Origin of the sequence: Streptomyces griseus subsp. griseus (assembly GCF_003610995.1) — a bacterium.
GTDB lineage: Bacteria > Actinomycetota > Actinomycetes > Streptomycetales > Streptomycetaceae > Streptomyces.
The window spans coordinates 4,794,223-4,809,796 of sequence record NZ_CP032543.1 but is presented as its reverse complement, the minus strand read 5'-3'; the positions used below and the strand labels follow the sequence as shown (position 1 = coordinate 4,809,796).

The window sequence follows — 15,574 nt, the reverse complement described above, 5'->3', positions numbered from 1 at the left end:
TCTGCTGACGGCGAAGCCCCGTGACAAGGAGCCACGCGGGAGGGGCAGCGCACGCAGGAGAGGCCGTCCCGCAGGAGAGGGACGTACCGGCCCGTGCGGGGCGCCCCGCACGGGCCGGTGACCTACGGGAGAAGGGTGCTCAGATCAGCCCCTGCGCCAGCATCGCGTCCGCCACCAGCTCGAACCCCGCGATGTTCGCGCCCACCACGTAGTTCCCCGGGCTGCCGTACCGCTCGGCGGTCGTGTAGCAGGAGTCGTGGATGTGGCGCATGATCTCGGCGAGGCGCTCCTCGGTGTGCGAGAAGGTCCAGGAGTCCCGGGAGGCGTTCTGCTGCATCTCCAGGGCGCTCGTGGCGACCCCGCCCGCGTTGGCCGCCTTGCCGGGGGCGAAGGCGATGCCCGCCTGCTGGAAGACGTGGACCGCCTCCGGGGTGGTGGGCATGTTGGCGCCCTCGGCGACGGCCTTGACCCCGTTGCGTACGAGTTCGAGCGCGTCGGCCTCGTGCAGCTCGTTCTGGGTGGCGCAGGGCAGGGCCACGTCCACGGGGACCGACCACACCCCCGCACCGGCCACGAACCGGGCGTGCGCGCCGCGCCGCTCGGCGTACTCGGAGACCCGGCCCCGGCCCGCCTCCTTGATCTCCTTCAGGAGGGCGAGGTCGATGCCCTTCTCGTCGACGACGTAGCCGCCGGAGTCCGAGCAGGTGATGACGGTCGCACCGAGCTGCTGGGCCTTCTCGATGGCGTAGACGGCGACGTTGCCGGAGCCGGAGACGGCGATGGTCTGGCCCTCCAGCGACTCGCCCCGGCTGCGCAGCATCTCGGCGGTGAACAGGACCGTGCCGTAGCCGGTGGCCTCCGTACGGGCCTGGGCGCCGCCCCAGCCGAGCCCCTTGCCGGTGAGGACGCCGGACTCGTAACGGTTGGTGATCCGCTTGTACTGGCCGAAGAGGTAGCCGATCTCGCGGCCGCCGACGCCGATGTCACCGGCGGGGACGTCGGTGTACTCGCCCAGGTGGCGGTGGAGCTCGGTCATGAAGGACTGGCAGAACCGCATGATCTCGGCGTCGGAGCGGCCCTTGGGGTCGAAGTCCGCGCCGCCCTTGCCGCCGCCGATGGGCATGCCGGTGAGGGCGTTCTTGAAGATCTGCTCGAAGCCGAGGAACTTCACGATGCCGAGGTTGACGGAAGGGTGGAAGCGCAGGCCGCCCTTGTACGGGCCCAGCGAGCTGGAGAACTCGACCCGGAAGCCCCGGTTGACGTGGATGTCACCGGAGTCGTCGGCCCACGGCACCCGGAAGATCAGCTGACGCTCCGGCTCGCATATCCGCTCGATGATGCGGGCGTCCACGAACTCGGGGCGCTGCGTCAGCACGGGGCCGAGCGTCTCCAGGACCTCACGGACCGCCTGGTGGAACTCCTTCTCACCCTGGTTGCGCCGCAGGATCTCGGCGTAGAGCGGCTCGATGATCCGGTGGGCGGATCCGGGCGTGGGGGCGGGGTCGGGGATGACCGGCATCTGATCAAGACCTTCCGTGGTCGGCTCGTGCGCGTCGGCGCCCTCGTCCCGGAGGGCGCCACCGTCGTACGTCCCGATTGTCCCGCGCCACCCGATGATCTTCGACGCCCATCCACATGCTGGCCACCGAGGGCACCTGCGGCCCCTCGCCCACGGCCTCCGGACGGTGCCGCCGAACCCCATCGCCGCCCCGCACGCGTTCGCTCATCCGTTCCCGTCACGGTAAGGGATCGGTGAAGGCCGGTAAGGGCAGGATGGTTACCCGTCAGGAACCACGACACCCTGCCTGACGATCGGTCATGATGCTCCCCATGACGAAGCGACGGGGGCGTCGAAGAGCGCAATCGCCTTATCAGCCAAGGTTGTTGTACGGAACCGGCCGGACCGCCGCCCTTCCCGCGCGGCAGCGGCCGGCACCGCACGGAGCGCCCGGGCGGCAGCCCCGCATCCCCAAGGGCACCGGGGAGACGCGCCGCTATCTGGCGGTCGGGCTGGACTGCTACCTCTGCCTGCTGGTCGTCGGCCTGCTGGTGCACTCGTGCCTGGGCCAGGCGCACTGGGGCGCGGGCCGGACGGCGGCGCTGCTCGTCGGCCACCTGGCCGTGCTGTCCTTTGCCAACCAGGTGCTGCTCACGATGGCGGTACGGGCGAGCGCCGGAAAGCTGATCATGGGCGTACGGGTGATCCGGCTGCCCGACGCGGGCCGGCCGGAGTTCCGCCGCCTGGTCCTGCGCTGGCTGTACGGCCTGTTCTGGCTCCCGCTCCAGCCCTGGCACCACCTCCGCCGGGGAGCCGCCGCGGAGCCACCACCCCGCGAACGCCTGGGCGGCGGCCCCCGCACCCCGCCCGACACGGACCTGGCGGGGGTACGCCAGGTCCACCGCAGCGACCTGCGGTACTACCGGGACGCGGTGGAGGCGTGCGGCACGGGCTGACCCTGGTCCGTGCGGTCCCGGGCCGCCCGCATCGCCGCGGCCGTGGCCGACGCGTCGTACTCCGGGCCGGCACCCGGGACGATCACCACATCACCGTCGAAGTGCCGGGTGCGCAGCGGCAGGATCTCCTGGTAGGCCGGGGACGCGTACCAGGCACGGATCTCCTCGACCCCGGGGAAGGCCACGAGCACCAGCGCCCCCGGCCACTCCCCCTCCACCACCTCCACCTCGGCCCCGTGCACCAGGAACCGGCCGCCGTAGGGCTCCATGGTGGCCTGGATGCGCTCCAGGTAGTCCAGCACCTCGTCGTGGACGGGGCCGTCGGCGGGGCGCAGGTGGGCGATGGCGTACGCGGTCATGGTCCGCTCCTCCGGGGTGGGGCGTGGCGTGGTCCTTCGGTACGCCTCCGATGCTGCCGGGCGGGGCGGAGGGCGTCGATTACCCCGGAGGTCATGACGGCGGCCGCGGCGCGTACGGCGACCGGCCGAGCAGCAGGGGCACCCATGGCGGAGGAGCTGGGCCCGGGTGAGCACACCGGCACCGGGGGCAGCACTGACGGTCCCCGTCCCCGCACACGCCGAAGGCGGCGGCCCCCGGAGCGTTCCGGGGGCCGCCGCCTTCGCGCGGGGACGGGGGTGAAGCGGGGATCAGGCGCAGGGGTCAGGCGGCGGAGCCGGCCGTCCACTGGGCCCAGTCCATGTTCCAGCCGTTGAGGCCGTTGTCCGGGGTGATGGTCTTGTCCGGGGAGTTCTTGACGATCACCACGTCGCCGATGAGCGAGTTGTTGTAGAACCAGGCGGCGGGCTGGTTGTCGTCGTTCGCGCCCTTCACATCGGCGAGGCCCACGCAGCCGTGGCTGGTGTTGGCGGTGCCGAAGATGCCCTTGCCCCAGTAGTTGCCGTGGATGAAGGTGCCCGAGGTGGACAGGCGCATGGCGTGCGGCACGTCCTTGATGTCGTACTCGCCCTTGCCGTCGTCATCGGTGAAGCCGACGGTGGCACCGTTCATCCGGGTCTCCTTGTGCTTCTCGGAGATCACCATCTGACCGTTGTACGTGGGGTTCTCGGGGGCGCCCGCGGAGATCGGGATCGTCTTGACCGTCTTGCCGTCGCGGGTGACCGTCATCATCTTGGTCTTCGCGTCGACGGTGGAGACCTGGTTGCGGCCGACCTTGAACGTCACGGTCTTCTGCTGCACGCCGAAGACGCCGTCCGCGCCCTCGACACCGTCCAGCGCGAGCTTCAGGGTGACGGTGGAGCCGCCCTGCCAGTAGCTCTCGGGGCGCAGGTCCAGGCGCTGGGCGTTGAACCAGTGGCCGACGACCTCCTGGCCGCTGCTGGAGGTCACGGTGATGCCGTCCTGGACGGCCTTCTTGTCCGTGATCGGCTTGTTGAAGTTGATCGAGACGGGCATCCCGACGCCGACGGTGGAGCCGTCCTCGGGGGTGAAGTTCCCGATGAAGCTGTTGTCGGGCGAGACGGTGGTGAAGGAGCTGTTCTCGTGGGCCTTGCGGCCCTTCGCGTCCTCGGCCGTGGCGTCGATCTTGTACGTGGTGGAGCGTTCGAGCTGGCCCGCGGGCTTCCAGCTGGAGCCGTCGGCCGCCAGCGTGCCCTCGACCGCCTTGCCGTCCGCCGAGGTCATGACGACCTCGGTCAGCTTGCCCTTCTTGACGGAGACCTGGGCGGCGTTGTTGATGCTCGCGTTGGTGGCACCGTTCTCGGGCTCGATCGCTATCTGTGCCTCGGAGGCGTCCTCGGCCGCGGCCTTGTCGACCTCCTGCGCCTGCGACGACTCCGAGCTGCCGGCGCCCGCCTTCTTTCCGCCGTCGTCGGTACAGGCCGAAAGCACCAGCACGCCGCCGAGCAGTGCGGACACGGCCGCGAGGCCCCTGCGCCGCTTGCTGTCCGTCATCACACGCTTCTCCATCGTTGCCGATTCCCCAAAATCCCCGAACAGGGCTGCCATGCGGCGATTCCCCGTCAATGTTCCAAGAACACCCGGAGCGGGTGCTCCGTTCCACATCCGTCAGGGATGTGGGGAACACCACTCATCGACGCGCCCGCGGCAGCGGTGGTTCCCGCTGCCGAGCGCCGATACGAAACCGCCGCACAGCACGGCCCCGGTCCGCGGTGGAGCGAGGCCGGGGCCGGTGTTCTCACACGTCAGACCCGCTGCGCGAGGTCACCGTCCTCGCCGTCGTTCCTCCCATTGTGCGCGACCGCGTCGCCGTACCCCTCCTCGTCGTCCCCGGGCACGGCCAGGAACGGTCCGTCCTCGTCGTCCTCGTCACCGTCCCAGCCCTCCGCGTCGGGGTCGTAGTCGACGCTCTCGCTGCTCCAGGAAGCCTGCGCGAGCTCCACCCCGGGCACCTCGCTGACCAGGTCGAACGGATCGATCAGCGAAGCGAGGGCCTCTGCTCCGTCTGCCCGCACGGTGGCCTCGGCATGCATCCGCTCCTCGGCGGTGTCACTCTCGGTGATGCCCGAGACCGGCTCCCCGTACTCGGCGGCGATGGATTCGAGGGCGGTGCCGGTGAGGGCGTCGAGGTCGGTGACCTCCAGCACCATCTCCACGCGAACGCGAACAAATCTGGATGTCTCTTCTGTGCTCATGCTCCGGAGCGTATGGCTCGGGGAGGCCGCGACTTTCCACCGACCCGCCGCTTTGCTTAGCATCGGCCCACGGGGCTAACTCATGGTTGTCGCAAGGGGATCGAAACTGTGTCCGTCACTCGCCGCACACTCCTGACCGCCACCGCCGCAGGAACGCTGCTGGCCGCTCTCTGGTTCGTCCCGTCGGCCAACGCGACCATCGAGAGCGCCTCGCGGAACGGCGCGGTCACCGGGTCCGGCACCGCGCCCGGCCAGGGCATATCGTCGACGCGGACCACCGGGGAGGCCGCAGAGGCGGCCGGGCCGCAGCTCGCCGAGACCGGACCGGGCGTGGACACCACCCCGTATCTGATCGGCGGCACGGCGCTGCTGGGCCTCGGCGCGGGCTTCGTCACCTACTCGGTGCGCCGCTCGGGAGCGCTCCCGGCCGCCTGAATCCCGTACGTACGGAAGAGGAACCCGTACGTACGGTGAGGACCCCGTACGTACGGAGAGGGCTGCCGCTCCCCCCGGGTGCGACAGCCCTCTCCGCGTACCGCCTACCGAACCGGCTCAGGCCAGCGGCCCCGTGACCGGCTCCACCGCCGCCACCAGACGCCCTGCCCGTACGAACGTGTCGGCGGCGGCCAGGTCCGGCGCGAGGAAGCGGTCCGGCCCCGGGCCCTGCGCCCCGGCGGCCCGCAGCGCGGCCACGGCGGCCTGCGAGGCGGGGGCGGGGGTGAGCCCCTCGGCGGCGCGCAGCTCCACCGCCCGGGTCGCCGCGTACAGCTCCACGGCGACGATCCGGGCGAGGTTGTCCACGGCGGTACGGAGCTTGCGCGCGGCCGACCAGCCCATGGAGACGTGGTCCTCCTGCATCGCGGAGGACGGGATGGAGTCGGCGGAGGCGGGGACCGCGAGCCGCTTCATCTCGCTGACCAGGGCGGCCTGCGTGTACTGGGCGATCATCAGCCCCGAGTCGACACCGGCGTCGTCCGCGAGGAACGGCGGCAGCCCGTGCGAACGGTTCTTGTCGAGGAGGCGGTCGGTGCGGCGCTCGCAGATGGAGCCGAGGTCGGCGGCGACGATCGCGAGGAAGTCCAGGACGTACGCGACGGGCGCGCCGTGGAAGTTGCCGTTGGACTCCACCCGGCCGTCGGGCAGGACCACCGGGTTGTCGACCGAGGAGGCCAGTTCACGGCCCGCGACCACCGCCGCGTAGTCGAGGGTGTCGCGTCCGGCGCCGTTGACCTGGGGGGCGCAGCGTACGGAGTAGGCGTCCTGGACCCGGGGCGCGTCGTCCTGATGGTGGCCCGTCAGCCCTGAACCGGCCAGCACCCGGAGCATGTTGTCCGCGCTGACGCCCTGGCCGGGGTGCGGGCGGATGGCGTGCAGCTCGGGGGCGAGGACCTTGTCCGTGCCGAGCAGCGCCTCCAGGGAGAGCGCGGCGGTGATGTCGGCGGAGATGTAGAGGTTACGCAGGTCGGCGAGGGCCATGACCAGCATGCCGAGCATGCCGTCGGTGCCGTTGAGGAGCGCCAGCCCCTCCTTCTCGCGCAGTTCCACCGGGGTGATGCCGTGCGCGGCGAGCAGCTCGCCCGCCGGGCGGACCGTGCCGTCGGGGCCCTCCGCTTCGCCCTCGCCCATCAGTGTGAGCGCGCAGTGTGAGAGCGGGGCGAGGTCGCCGGAGCAGCCCAGCGAGCCGTACTCGTGGACGACAGGCGTGATGCCCGCGTTCAGCACGTCCGCCATGGTCTGCGCGACCTCGGGGCGTACGCCGGTGTGGCCGGAGGCGACCGTCTTGAGCCGGAGGAACATCAGCGCGCGCACGACCTCGCGCTCCACGCGGGGTCCCATACCCGCCGCGTGCGAGCGGACGATGTTGCGCTGGAGCTGGGCGCGCAGCTCGGTGCTGATGTGGCGGCTGGCGAGGGCGCCGAAGCCGGTGGAGACGCCGTAGACGGGCTCGGGCTTCGCGGCGAGCGCGTCCACGATGAGGCGGGCGGCGGCCAGCGCGTCCACGGCGGCGGTGGAGAGCTCCACCCGGGCGCCGTGGCGGGCCACGGCGACGACGTCCTCGGCGGTGGTTCCGGACGTCCCCACCACGACAGTGTGCATATCCATATTCAGCAGCGTACGGATTGAAACCTGCCGTGTCACTAGCTGTTGCCGGTGCCGCGTCACCAGCGGTGGGGCACAGCGCCCCTTACACCTTCCCCGCGCGGGCCTGCGTACCTCAGCGGATCGCGTGCCCACCGCGGCACCGGGAAGCTGCACGCATGCGCCGACCCCCGCCGCTCGCCCCGTCGCCGCTGTTCACCGTCGGCTGCGGAGTGGCGCGGTCCTCCGAGGGCGAGGCGACGGACGCCCCTCGAACCAAGGGCCGGTCACCCGCCCGACCCGTGCCCAGGGCCGGTCGGCGGCTGGACCGCACACCGCGCTCGACGCCCCCTCAAGGCCGGTTGCCCCGCAGCCTGCGGCGGTCGTGGGCCGACTTCGGCGGGGAGTCCGCGAGCCGGATGACCTCGCCGTCCCGCCCGGCCACCACCGGCCGCAGCGAGCGGGCCGCCTTGGCCCGGTACTGAGCGGCGTCCGCCAGCCGGAACAGCCGGCGGGCCGAGCGCACCGGGCCGATCGGGTCGCCCGTGGACGCGACCCCGCAGGCCACCCCGTTGCCCAGCTCGATCACCGCCGCCCGGTCGCAGAGCTCGGTGGCCACCCCCACCACGTCGTCCGCCTCGGGCCCGTCCGCCACCAGGCAGAACTCGTCGCCGCCGAGCCGGGCGGCCAGCGCGTCCGGAAGCATCGCCCCGCAGAGGGAGAGCACCGAGCCGAAACGTTCCAGCAGGCGGTCGCCGACCGCGTGGCCGTGGGTGTCGTTCACCGCCTTGAGGCCGTTGAGGTCGCAGACGACGAGGCTGACGACGACCCCGGCGGTGCGGTGCGCCTCGACCGCCTCGTCGAGGCGGATGTCGACGGCCCGCCGGTTGGCGAGGCCGGTCAGCGGGTCGGTGAAGGCCAGCTTGCGGACCTCCTCCAGGCGTTCGGTCTGGGCGATCCCGGAGGCCACAACGGCGGCGAGCACGGTGGCGAAGTTCGCGTCGTCCCGGTCGAACACCGGCTTCCCGGCCTGCCGCGCCACATACAGCTCGCCCCAGGCCCGCCCGTGCAGCACGATCGGCGCGACCACGCAGCAGCCCCGGCCGCGCCGCCGCAGCGCCGCCACCCGCTGGTGGCAGTACGGGCGGGCGCCGCGCGCCGGGCCGCCCGCGCCGGGCAGCCCGTCGGCGGTCTCCACCCAGGCGTCGGGCTCACCGCCACCGGCCCAGCGCTCGTGCAGGAACTCGGTGATCTCCGGGAACTCGTGGACCGGGTAGGCCTCCTCCTCGGGGAACTCCTCCTCCCCTTCGGCCCGCTGCCCCGCGTTGACCAGGACCCGCAGCCTGCCCCGGCCCCGCTCCCACACCGAGAGTGCGGCGAAGCTGCCGCCCAGCGCCTCGCAGGCCCCCAGCGCGGCCGCCCGCCACGACTCGCGCGGCGTGTAGGCCGCTGCCATCGTCTGCGCCAGCGAAACCACGGCCCGCAGCCGAGCATCGTCTTCACCCATTTGTCCAGCTTATGTAGTTTTTTTGCCTTTTGATCAGTTTGATGCGCAACTAATTTTCGGCGTCATCCCGTCGGACGACTCACGCCGTGCGGGCGCGGTCACTCACCCGGCCACCGCGGGCTCCGCTTCTCGTTGAAGGCGGCCACGCCCTCCGCCCGGTCCCCGGAGAAGGCCACCGACCGCCAGGCCGCGTCCTCCACCTCAAGGCCTGCCCGCAGGTCGAGGCCGTGCCCCAGCCGGAGCGCCTTCTTGGCTGCCCGCAGCCCGACCGGCGAGTTGGCGGCCATCCGGGCACCCACCGCGAGGGCCTCCTCCCGGTCCCGCCCCGCCGCCACCAGCTCGTCCACCAGCCCCAGCTCCCGCGCCTCGGCCGCCTCCACCCGGCGCGCGGTGAAGACCAGCTCGGCGGCGCGGGCCGCCCCCACCCGGCGCGGCAGCAGCTGCGTACCGCCGCCGCCCGGGATGACGCCCACGGACACCTCGGGCAGTCCGACCACGGCGGTGGCGTCGGCGACGATCACATCGCAGGCGAGGGCCAGTTCGAAGCCGCCGCCGAGGGCGAAGCCGTGCACGGCGGCGATCGTCGGCATCGGCAGCTCCAGCACACCGGTGTAGGCGGCCCGGGCGGTGGGCCGCTGGCGTACCAGCTCGGCATCGGTGAAGGAGTTCCGCTCCTTGAGGTCGGCGCCCACACAGAAGGCCCGCTCGTGGCTGGAGGTGAGGACGGTGACGCGGACACCCGGGTCGGCGCCGAGCGCCTCGCAGGCGGCGGCGAGGGAGCGGGCCATCTCGGTGGAGACGGCGTTCATGGCCTTCGGCCGGTCGAGGACCAGCTCGGCCACGTGCTCCTGGCCGGCGTGCCGCCGTACGGCGACGAACTCCCCGAACCGCTGCTCGGACGTGACGGTCATGACTGCACCCCTGTCGGTCGACTGCCGGTGGACGGCACCGGCGCGTATCCGGACGCCGGTGAACGCCGGTTAACGCAGGTTGCCGACAGGGATCCTAGACAGGGTGTCCGGGGAACCGACAGGGCGAGCCGGCCCCGGACTCCCCGAGCCACCGGCAGAGGGGGCTCAGGACCCCGTCTTCCCCCGCCGCGCCAGCAGCCACGGCTCCACCACACCCAGCCCGCGCACCGGCCGCTGCCACATCGGCTGGAGCCCGAAGCGGTACGTGGGCAGCGGCGGCTCGTAGACCGCCTCGCGGCCCTCCTTCTCGGCCAGCCGCGCCCGCTCGGCGGCGGCCGCGACCTCCTCGGCGGCCTGGGCCTCCGACTCCGGGGCCTCCCCGTGCCGGACCAGCTCCTTGGCGAACGCCCCGTCCACCAGGACGGCGTCCTTCGGAGCTATCGAGGTGAGCCGGCTGGCGAGGTTCACCGTGGTGCCGAAGACATCGCCCATGCGCGTGGTGACCGTGCCGAAGGCGATCCCGACGCGCAGGGCGGGCATCGTCTCGTCCTGGGACATGGCCTCGATCAGCCGGAGCGCTATCTCGGCGGCGGTGCCCGCGTCGTCGGCGGCGAACAGCACCTCGTCGCCGAGGGTCTTGATGAGCCGTCCGCCGTGCGCGGCGACCAGGTCGGCGGCGGTCGTCTCGAAGGACTCGACCAGCTCGCCGAGCTCCTCCTCCTCCAGCCGCCGGGTCAGCCGGGTGAAGCCGACCAGGTCCGCGAAGCCGACGGCCAGGCGCCGGTCGACCATCTCGTCGTCGTCGGCCGCCTGCACGACCCGCCCGGTCGCGGCGGCCAGCTGGCGCCGCCACACGTAGACGAGGAACTCCTGGAGCTCCGGCAGCAACAGCTCCACCAGCGGATACGTGACCTCGGTCCGCGTCATCCCCGGCTCGGGCGGCTCGGTGAGCCCCTCCAGGAACGAGTCGATCTGCCACTCCGCCAGCCGTGCCGTGGTCTGCCCGGTGGAGCGGGCGACCTGGATCGCCATCGGCTCGCTGAGCAGCCCCGCCTCCACCAGACCGGCCAGCCGCCGCAGGGCGAGCACATCGGCCTCGGTGAGCGCCTTGGCCTGGCCGATGTCGGCGAATCCCATGGCCCGCCAGAAACGGGAGGCCAGGTCCATGGAGACCCCGGCGGTGCGGGCGGCCTGGAAGGGCGTGTAGCGGCGGTCGGCGCCGAGGATCAGCGCTTCGAGGCGGATCGCGAGGGGGTCGTCGGTCGGCTCGGCCGTGTGGTCGACCTCGTGATGCGGGGTGGCATGGACCGAGGAGTCCGACGGGCGCTCCTCGCCCGCGCCGGACGTCGTGTCGCCGACGGTCACCAGCCGCCTCCTGCCCGTTCCCTGCGCACTGCCTGCCGATCTGTCGCTGATCGCCCCAACAGTGATCTGTCGCTGGATCGCCTCAACAATACGGCAGGTGTGCCCTAGCTCACGTCGTTCGTCGTCCGATACGGGTGCGTCGCGCGTGACATCCACCGGTTACGCGGTATCCACACCGTCCGGGGCCCTCCTCAGGTCAGCCCGCCCGCCGCGCCCCGCAGGTGCACGATGTCGCCGGCCGACACCGGCTGCTGGAGCCCGTCCTCGGTGGAGAGCACCAGACGGCCGTCACCGTCGATCGCGACGGCCTGCCCGACCAGCGAGTTCCCGCCGGGCAGCTCGGCCCGCACGGTCCGGTCCAGGGTCGCGCACCCGGCCGCGTACGCCGCCTGGAGCCCGGACGCGGCCGCGTCACCGCCCGCGCCCTTCCACTCCCCGTACCAGTGCTCCAGTGAGCGCAGGACGGCCCGCAGCAGGGTCTCCCGGTCGGTGGAGACGGCTCCGGCGAGGGCCAGGGACCCGGCGGTGGGGGCGGGCAGCTCGTCGGCGCGGAGCGAGACGTTGATGCCGAGGCCGACGACGATGCCGTTCCCGGCGAACTCGCCGAGGATGCCGCCCGCCTTGCGCTCCTCCCCCTCCACCGTGACCAGGAGGTCGTTGGGCCACTTGAGTGCGGTGTCGACGCCCGCCGCCTTGGCGAGGCCGGTCGCGGCGGCCACTCCGGCGAGCAGCGGCACCCACCCCCAACGCTCCACCGGCACGTCCTCGCCGGGCTCCAGGTAGACCGAGAGGAACAGCCCCGAGCGGGGCGGCGCGGTCCAGCTGCGCTCCAGCCGGCCGCGCCCGGCGGTCTGCTCCTCGGCGACCAGGACCGTGCCCTCGGCCAGGCCCTCGGAGCGGGCCCGCTCCGCGAGGTCGGAGTTGGTGGACCCGGTGGCCTCCACGACCTCCAGCTCGCTCCAGAGCGACTCGGGCCGCAGCAGTCCGCGGCGCAGCGCGGTCACGTTCAGGGGCGGCCGGTCCAGGTCCGACCAGCGGTTGTGTGACGCATCCGGTGGTGTCATGCAAGCCACCCTAGGTGTGGCAAAGGACGCACTGCCTTTCCGGAGTCGCGCCGATACCCTACGAGTCAGTAGCCGGAGAGTTACGTACGAGGGTTGCGTAACCAGAAGTTACGCGCCAGTAGCCGCAGAGCCGGACAGACGACCGGTCGTCCCCCCGTGACCGCTACCGATCGTCGTCCCCGTGATCAGGCAGGGAGCCGCCCCCCGATGTCCGAGCCGCAGAGCGACATCCACACCACCGCGGGCAAGCTCGCGGACCTGAGGCGCCGCATTGACGAAGCGACGCACGCGGGTTCCACCCGCGCGGTCGAGAAGCAGCACGCCAAGGGCAAGCTGACGGCCCGTGAGCGGGTCGGCCTCCTCCTCGACGAGGGCTCCTTCGTGGAACTCGACGAGTTCGCCCGGCACCGCTCCACCAACTTCGGCATCGAGAAGAACCGCCCGTACGGCGACGGTGTCGTCACCGGGTACGGCACGGTCGACGGCCGCCCGGTCTGCGTCTACTCGCAGGACTTCACCATCTTCGGCGGCTCGCTCGGCGAGGTGTACGGCGAGAAGATCGTCAAGGTCATGGACTTCGCGCTGAAGACCGGCTGTCCGGTGATCGGCATCAACGACGGCGGCGGCGCGCGCATCCAGGAAGGCGTGGCCGCGCTCGGCCTGTTCGCCGAGATCTTCCGCCGCAATGTGCACGCCTCCGGGGTGATCCCGCAGATCTCGCTGATCGTCGGCCCGTGCGCGGGCGGGGCGGTCTACTCCCCCGCGATCACCGACTTCACGGTGATGGTCGACCAGACCTCGCACATGTTCATCACCGGGCCCGACGTCATCAAGACGGTCACCGGTGAGGACGTCGGCTTCGAGGAGCTGGGCGGAGCCCGTACGCACAACACCACCTCCGGGGTGGCGCACCACATGGCGGGCGACGAGAAGGACGCCATCGAGTACGTCAAGTCGCTGCTGTCCTACCTCCCTTCGAACAACCTCTCCGAGGCCCCGGCCTTCCCGGAGGAGGCGGACCTCGCGGTCACCGACGAGGACCGGGAGCTGGACACGCTGATCCCGGACTCGGCGAATCAGCCGTACGACATGCACACCGCGATCGAACACGTCCTGGACGACGCGGAGTTCCTGGAGACCCAGGCCCTCTTCGCGCCGAACATCATCACCGGTTTCGGGCGGGTGGAGGGGCACCCGGTCGGGATCGTCGCCAACCAGCCGATGCAGTTCGCCGGTTGCCTGGACATCGACGCGAGCGAGAAGGCGGCGCGCTTCGTCCGGACCTGCGACGCGTTCAACGTGCCGGTCATCACCTTCGTGGACGTACCGGGCTTCCTGCCGGGCGTGGACCAGGAGTACGGCGGCATCATCCGGCGCGGCGCCAAGCTGATCTACGCGTACGCGGAGGCGACGGTCCCGCTGATCACCGTCATCACCCGCAAGGCGTTCGGCGGCGCGTACGACGTGATGGGCTCCAAGCACCTGGGCGCCGATCTGAACGTGGCCTGGCCGACCGCCCAGATCGCCGTCATGGGCGCCCAGGGCGCGGTGAACATCCTGCACCGCCGCACCATCGCCGCCGCCGAGGACCCGGACGCCACCCGCGCCGAGCTGATGACGGACTACGAGGACGCGCTGCTCAACCCGTACGTGGCGGCCGAGCGCGGCTACGTCGACGCGGTGATCCTGCCGTCCGAGACCCGGGCCCACATCGTGAGGGGGCTGCGTCAGCTGCGTACGAAGCGGGAATCACTGCCTCCGAAGAAGCACGGCAACATCCCGCTCTAGCCCGTCCCCGGAGAAAGGAGCCCGCCCATGATCAGGGTCGTACGGGGCAACCCGACCCCCGAGGAGCTGGCCGCCGCCCTGGCGGTGGTCCAGGCCCGCGCCGCGGCGAGCGCCGCCGTGTCGTCCGGCGCGCCCGTCCCGCCCGAGCAGTGGTCCGACCCGGGCCGCATCGCCCGTACGGACCGCCCGCGGCCGGGCCCGAGGGCCTGGGCCCGGACGTACTGGCCGGCCTGAACCGGTCCAGGGCGCCGCTGCCTCTTGAGTACCCGTACTCAGGCGCGTCGGCGCCCGGCGCGGGCAGGATCGGAAGCATGCTGTGGTCCGACCCCGAGAACAAGCCGCCGAAGGAACTGCGCGACGCCCAGGACATGATGCGCCGCGTGGGTTTCGTGCTCGCGCTGGCGATGGTGCTCGCGATGTTCGTGCTCGGCACCCGCTGAGCCGTCACAGGGTCTCTCGCGGGCGCGGGCTCCTTCTACGATGGCCGGTATGACTGATCAGCGCCGCCTCGTGCTCGCCTCCGCCTCCCCCGCCCGCCTCGGCCTGCTCCGCCAGGCGGGTTTCGCCCCCGAGGTGATCGTCAGCGGGGTGGACGAGGACGCCCTGAGCGCCCCGACCCCCGGTGAACTGGCCCTGGTGCTGGCCCGGGCCAAGGCGGCGGCGGTCGCGGAGCGCCCCGAGGCCGCCGGTGCCCTGGTCATCGGCTGCGACTCGGTCCTCGAACTGGACGGCGAGGCGCTCGGCAAGCCGGCCGACGCCGAGGAGGCCACCGCCCGCTGGAAGGCGATGCGCGGCCGGTCCGGCATCCTCCAGACCGGCCACAGCGTGATCGACACCGCCTCGGGGCGCCACGCATCGGCGACGGCGTCCACGGTCGTACGGTTCGGCGAGCCGAGCGACGCCGAGGTCGCCGCGTACGTCGCGTCGGGCGAGCCGCTGCACGTCGCCGGGGCCTTCACGCTGGACGGCCGCTCGGCACCGTTCGTCGACTCCATCGAGGGCGACCACGGCAATGTGATCGGCCTCTCGCTGCCGCTGCTGCGCCGCCTGCTGGGCGAACTGGACCTCTCGGTCACGGAGTTGTGGGTCTGAGCCGACCTTCCGGGCCCCGGCTCAGACCGCCGCCGGGGCCGCCTCGTCGCCCACCCGGTCCTCGCCGCGGCCCTCGGGCCCGTACGCGATCAGGGTGAACACCAGCAGGGCCAGCACCACCATCATGAAGGCGAACGCGGCCCAGCCCACCAGCCCCACGGTCACCGCGCCGAGCACGCCGTGCACCACCGCGCAGCCGATCAGCGCGATCCGCCCGAACCGCCCCGGCGAGCGGTCCCGGACCCCGGCGAGCAGCGCGATCAGCCCGCACCCGATCAGGAGCAGGGCGGAGACCCCGCCCAGCACCCAGGTCCCGGTGGTCATGGCCTTCGGGTCCATCCCGGCCAGCGACATGTTCTGGTTCTCGGCGACCGTGGCGAGGACGGCGTTGACGGCGAAGATGCCCACGGCCTCCCCGAACAGCACGAGCGCGGTCACGAGCGCCACCGATCTGCGCAGCACGGCGCCTCCCCTGTCATCCGCCCCGTCGTCCGCGGCCTGTTACCTGCAGTACGTGCGTGCCGCGGACCTTACTCACCGGTATTCCTTCGGACAAGGGGTTCGACCGCCCCGCACGCCACGCAAAGAATCCCTCGGCCGTTCGTAGGGACTCCACAAAGAAACGCCGTGAGGCGTTGACCCTAAAGACAGAGACCTGCACCACACCCGATGGTTACTGTGCGGTTGTAGAACCCGGCGTAC

General features: G+C 72.0%; 16 protein-coding genes. 6 read left to right on the top strand and 10 right to left on the bottom strand.

Going from position 1 to position 15,574, the window contains the following annotated elements; genetic code table 11:
• Positions 1-139: 139 nt before the first annotated feature.
• Positions 140-1,519, bottom strand: a complete 1,380-nt coding sequence (gene gdhA / locus D6270_RS21815) for an NADP-specific glutamate dehydrogenase (protein ID WP_109163933.1) — start codon at positions 1,517-1,519, stop codon at positions 140-142.
• A 446-nt stretch (positions 1,520-1,965) separates the two neighbouring features.
• On the opposite strand from gdhA, the gene D6270_RS21810 reads away from it, so the two are divergent.
• A complete protein-coding gene (locus D6270_RS21810) occupies positions 1,966-2,454 on the top strand; it encodes an RDD family protein (RefSeq protein ID WP_225977074.1) in 489 nt (162 codons plus the stop codon).
• Here the strand turns inward: D6270_RS21810 and D6270_RS21805 are convergent.
• The 3 genes from D6270_RS21805 to D6270_RS21795 all read right to left on the bottom strand — a co-directional run bounded on the left by D6270_RS21805 (position 2,418) and on the right by D6270_RS21795 (position 5,066).
• Positions 2,418-2,813, bottom strand: coding sequence for a DUF1330 domain-containing protein (locus tag D6270_RS21805; RefSeq protein WP_109163934.1), 396 nt, complete (start codon positions 2,811-2,813; stop codon positions 2,418-2,420). The two genes, D6270_RS21810 and D6270_RS21805, sit on opposite strands and share 37 nt — an antisense overlap.
• 301 nt (positions 2,814-3,114) lie before the next feature.
• Entirely contained in the window at positions 3,115-4,380 is a 1,266-nt protein-coding gene (locus tag D6270_RS21800) for a L,D-transpeptidase (protein WP_109163935.1), read from the bottom strand.
• 236 nt (positions 4,381-4,616) lie between these two features.
• Positions 4,617-5,066: a hypothetical protein gene (locus tag D6270_RS21795; RefSeq protein WP_382776717.1), complete on the bottom strand. Its 450-nt coding sequence runs from the start codon at positions 5,064-5,066 to the stop codon at positions 4,617-4,619.
• A 108-nt stretch (positions 5,067-5,174) separates the two neighbouring features.
• Here D6270_RS21795 and D6270_RS21790 point away from each other — a divergent pair, with 108 nt between their 5' ends.
• Positions 5,175-5,501 (top strand): hypothetical protein, encoded by a 327-nt coding sequence (locus tag D6270_RS21790; RefSeq protein WP_109163936.1) that lies wholly within the window; start codon positions 5,175-5,177, stop codon positions 5,499-5,501.
• A 117-nt stretch (positions 5,502-5,618) separates the two neighbouring features.
• On the opposite strand, the gene hutH is transcribed toward D6270_RS21790, so the two are convergent.
• The 5 genes from hutH to D6270_RS21765 form a co-directional block, all read right to left on the bottom strand.
• On the bottom strand, positions 5,619-7,169 hold the full coding sequence (hutH, locus tag D6270_RS21785) for a histidine ammonia-lyase (protein WP_109163937.1): 1,551 nt from the start codon (positions 7,167-7,169) through the stop codon (positions 5,619-5,621).
• Positions 7,170-7,497: 328 nt separating this feature from the next.
• Positions 7,498-8,652, bottom strand: coding sequence for a GGDEF domain-containing protein (locus D6270_RS21780; protein ID WP_109163938.1), 1,155 nt, complete (start codon positions 8,650-8,652; stop codon positions 7,498-7,500).
• Positions 8,653-8,750: 98 nt separating this feature from the next.
• Positions 8,751-9,563, bottom strand: coding sequence for an enoyl-CoA hydratase/isomerase family protein (locus D6270_RS21775; protein ID WP_109163939.1), 813 nt, complete (start codon positions 9,561-9,563; stop codon positions 8,751-8,753).
• Positions 9,564-9,728: 165 nt separating this feature from the next.
• On the bottom strand, positions 9,729-10,928 hold the full coding sequence (locus tag D6270_RS21770; RefSeq protein ID WP_109163940.1) for an adenylate/guanylate cyclase domain-containing protein: 1,200 nt from the start codon (positions 10,926-10,928) through the stop codon (positions 9,729-9,731).
• A gap of 191 nt (positions 10,929-11,119) precedes the next feature.
• Positions 11,120-11,992, bottom strand: coding sequence for a biotin--[acetyl-CoA-carboxylase] ligase (locus D6270_RS21765; protein WP_109163941.1), 873 nt, complete (start codon positions 11,990-11,992; stop codon positions 11,120-11,122).
• 207 nt (positions 11,993-12,199) lie between these two features.
• On the opposite strand from D6270_RS21765, the gene D6270_RS21760 reads away from it, so the two are divergent.
• The 4 genes from D6270_RS21760 to D6270_RS21750 all read left to right on the top strand — a co-directional run bounded on the left by D6270_RS21760 (position 12,200) and on the right by D6270_RS21750 (position 14,872).
• Positions 12,200-13,780, top strand: a complete 1,581-nt coding sequence (locus D6270_RS21760) for an acyl-CoA carboxylase subunit beta (protein ID WP_109163942.1) — start codon at positions 12,200-12,202, stop codon at positions 13,778-13,780.
• A gap of 27 nt (positions 13,781-13,807) precedes the next feature.
• Entirely contained in the window at positions 13,808-14,014 is a 207-nt protein-coding gene (locus tag D6270_RS21755; RefSeq protein WP_109163943.1) for an acyl-CoA carboxylase epsilon subunit, read from the top strand.
• Between the two features lie 77 nt (positions 14,015-14,091).
• Positions 14,092-14,220 (top strand): morphogenic membrane protein MmpB, encoded by a 129-nt coding sequence (gene mmpB, locus D6270_RS33685; RefSeq protein WP_264081522.1) that lies wholly within the window; start codon positions 14,092-14,094, stop codon positions 14,218-14,220.
• Positions 14,221-14,260: 40 nt separating this feature from the next.
• Complete coding sequence (locus tag D6270_RS21750; protein WP_109163944.1) at positions 14,261-14,872, top strand: nucleoside triphosphate pyrophosphatase; 612 nt, start codon at positions 14,261-14,263, stop codon at positions 14,870-14,872.
• A 21-nt stretch (positions 14,873-14,893) separates the two neighbouring features.
• Here D6270_RS21750 and D6270_RS21745 read toward each other — a convergent pair whose 3' ends face one another.
• Positions 14,894-15,334 (bottom strand): hypothetical protein, encoded by a 441-nt coding sequence (locus D6270_RS21745; RefSeq protein WP_225976923.1) that lies wholly within the window; start codon positions 15,332-15,334, stop codon positions 14,894-14,896.
• Positions 15,335-15,574 lie beyond the last annotated feature (240 nt).

Coding starts and splice junctions, on each gene's coding strand:
- D6270_RS21750 (WP_109163944.1), top strand. CDS start 14,261: ATGGCCGGTATGACTGATCAGCGCCGCCTCGTGCTCGCCTCCGCCTCC.
- D6270_RS21805 (WP_109163934.1), bottom strand. CDS start 2,813: ATGACCGCGTACGCCATCGCCCACCTGCGCCCCGCCGACGGCCCCGTC.
- D6270_RS21800 (WP_109163935.1), bottom strand. CDS start 4,380: ATGGAGAAGCGTGTGATGACGGACAGCAAGCGGCGCAGGGGCCTCGCG.
- hutH (WP_109163937.1), bottom strand. CDS start 7,169: ATGGATATGCACACTGTCGTGGTGGGGACGTCCGGAACCACCGCCGAG.
- mmpB (WP_264081522.1), top strand. CDS start 14,092: ATGCTGTGGTCCGACCCCGAGAACAAGCCGCCGAAGGAACTGCGCGAC.
- D6270_RS21760 (WP_109163942.1), top strand. CDS start 12,200: ATGTCCGAGCCGCAGAGCGACATCCACACCACCGCGGGCAAGCTCGCG.
- D6270_RS21775 (WP_109163939.1), bottom strand. CDS start 9,563: ATGACCGTCACGTCCGAGCAGCGGTTCGGGGAGTTCGTCGCCGTACGG.
- gdhA (WP_109163933.1), bottom strand. CDS start 1,519: ATGCCGGTCATCCCCGACCCCGCCCCCACGCCCGGATCCGCCCACCGG.
- D6270_RS21765 (WP_109163941.1), bottom strand. CDS start 11,992: ATGACACCACCGGATGCGTCACACAACCGCTGGTCGGACCTGGACCGG.
- D6270_RS21755 (WP_109163943.1), top strand. CDS start 13,808: ATGATCAGGGTCGTACGGGGCAACCCGACCCCCGAGGAGCTGGCCGCC.
- D6270_RS21780 (WP_109163938.1), bottom strand. CDS start 8,652: ATGGGTGAAGACGATGCTCGGCTGCGGGCCGTGGTTTCGCTGGCGCAG.
- D6270_RS21795 (WP_382776717.1), bottom strand. CDS start 5,066: ATGAGCACAGAAGAGACATCCAGATTTGTTCGCGTTCGCGTGGAGATG.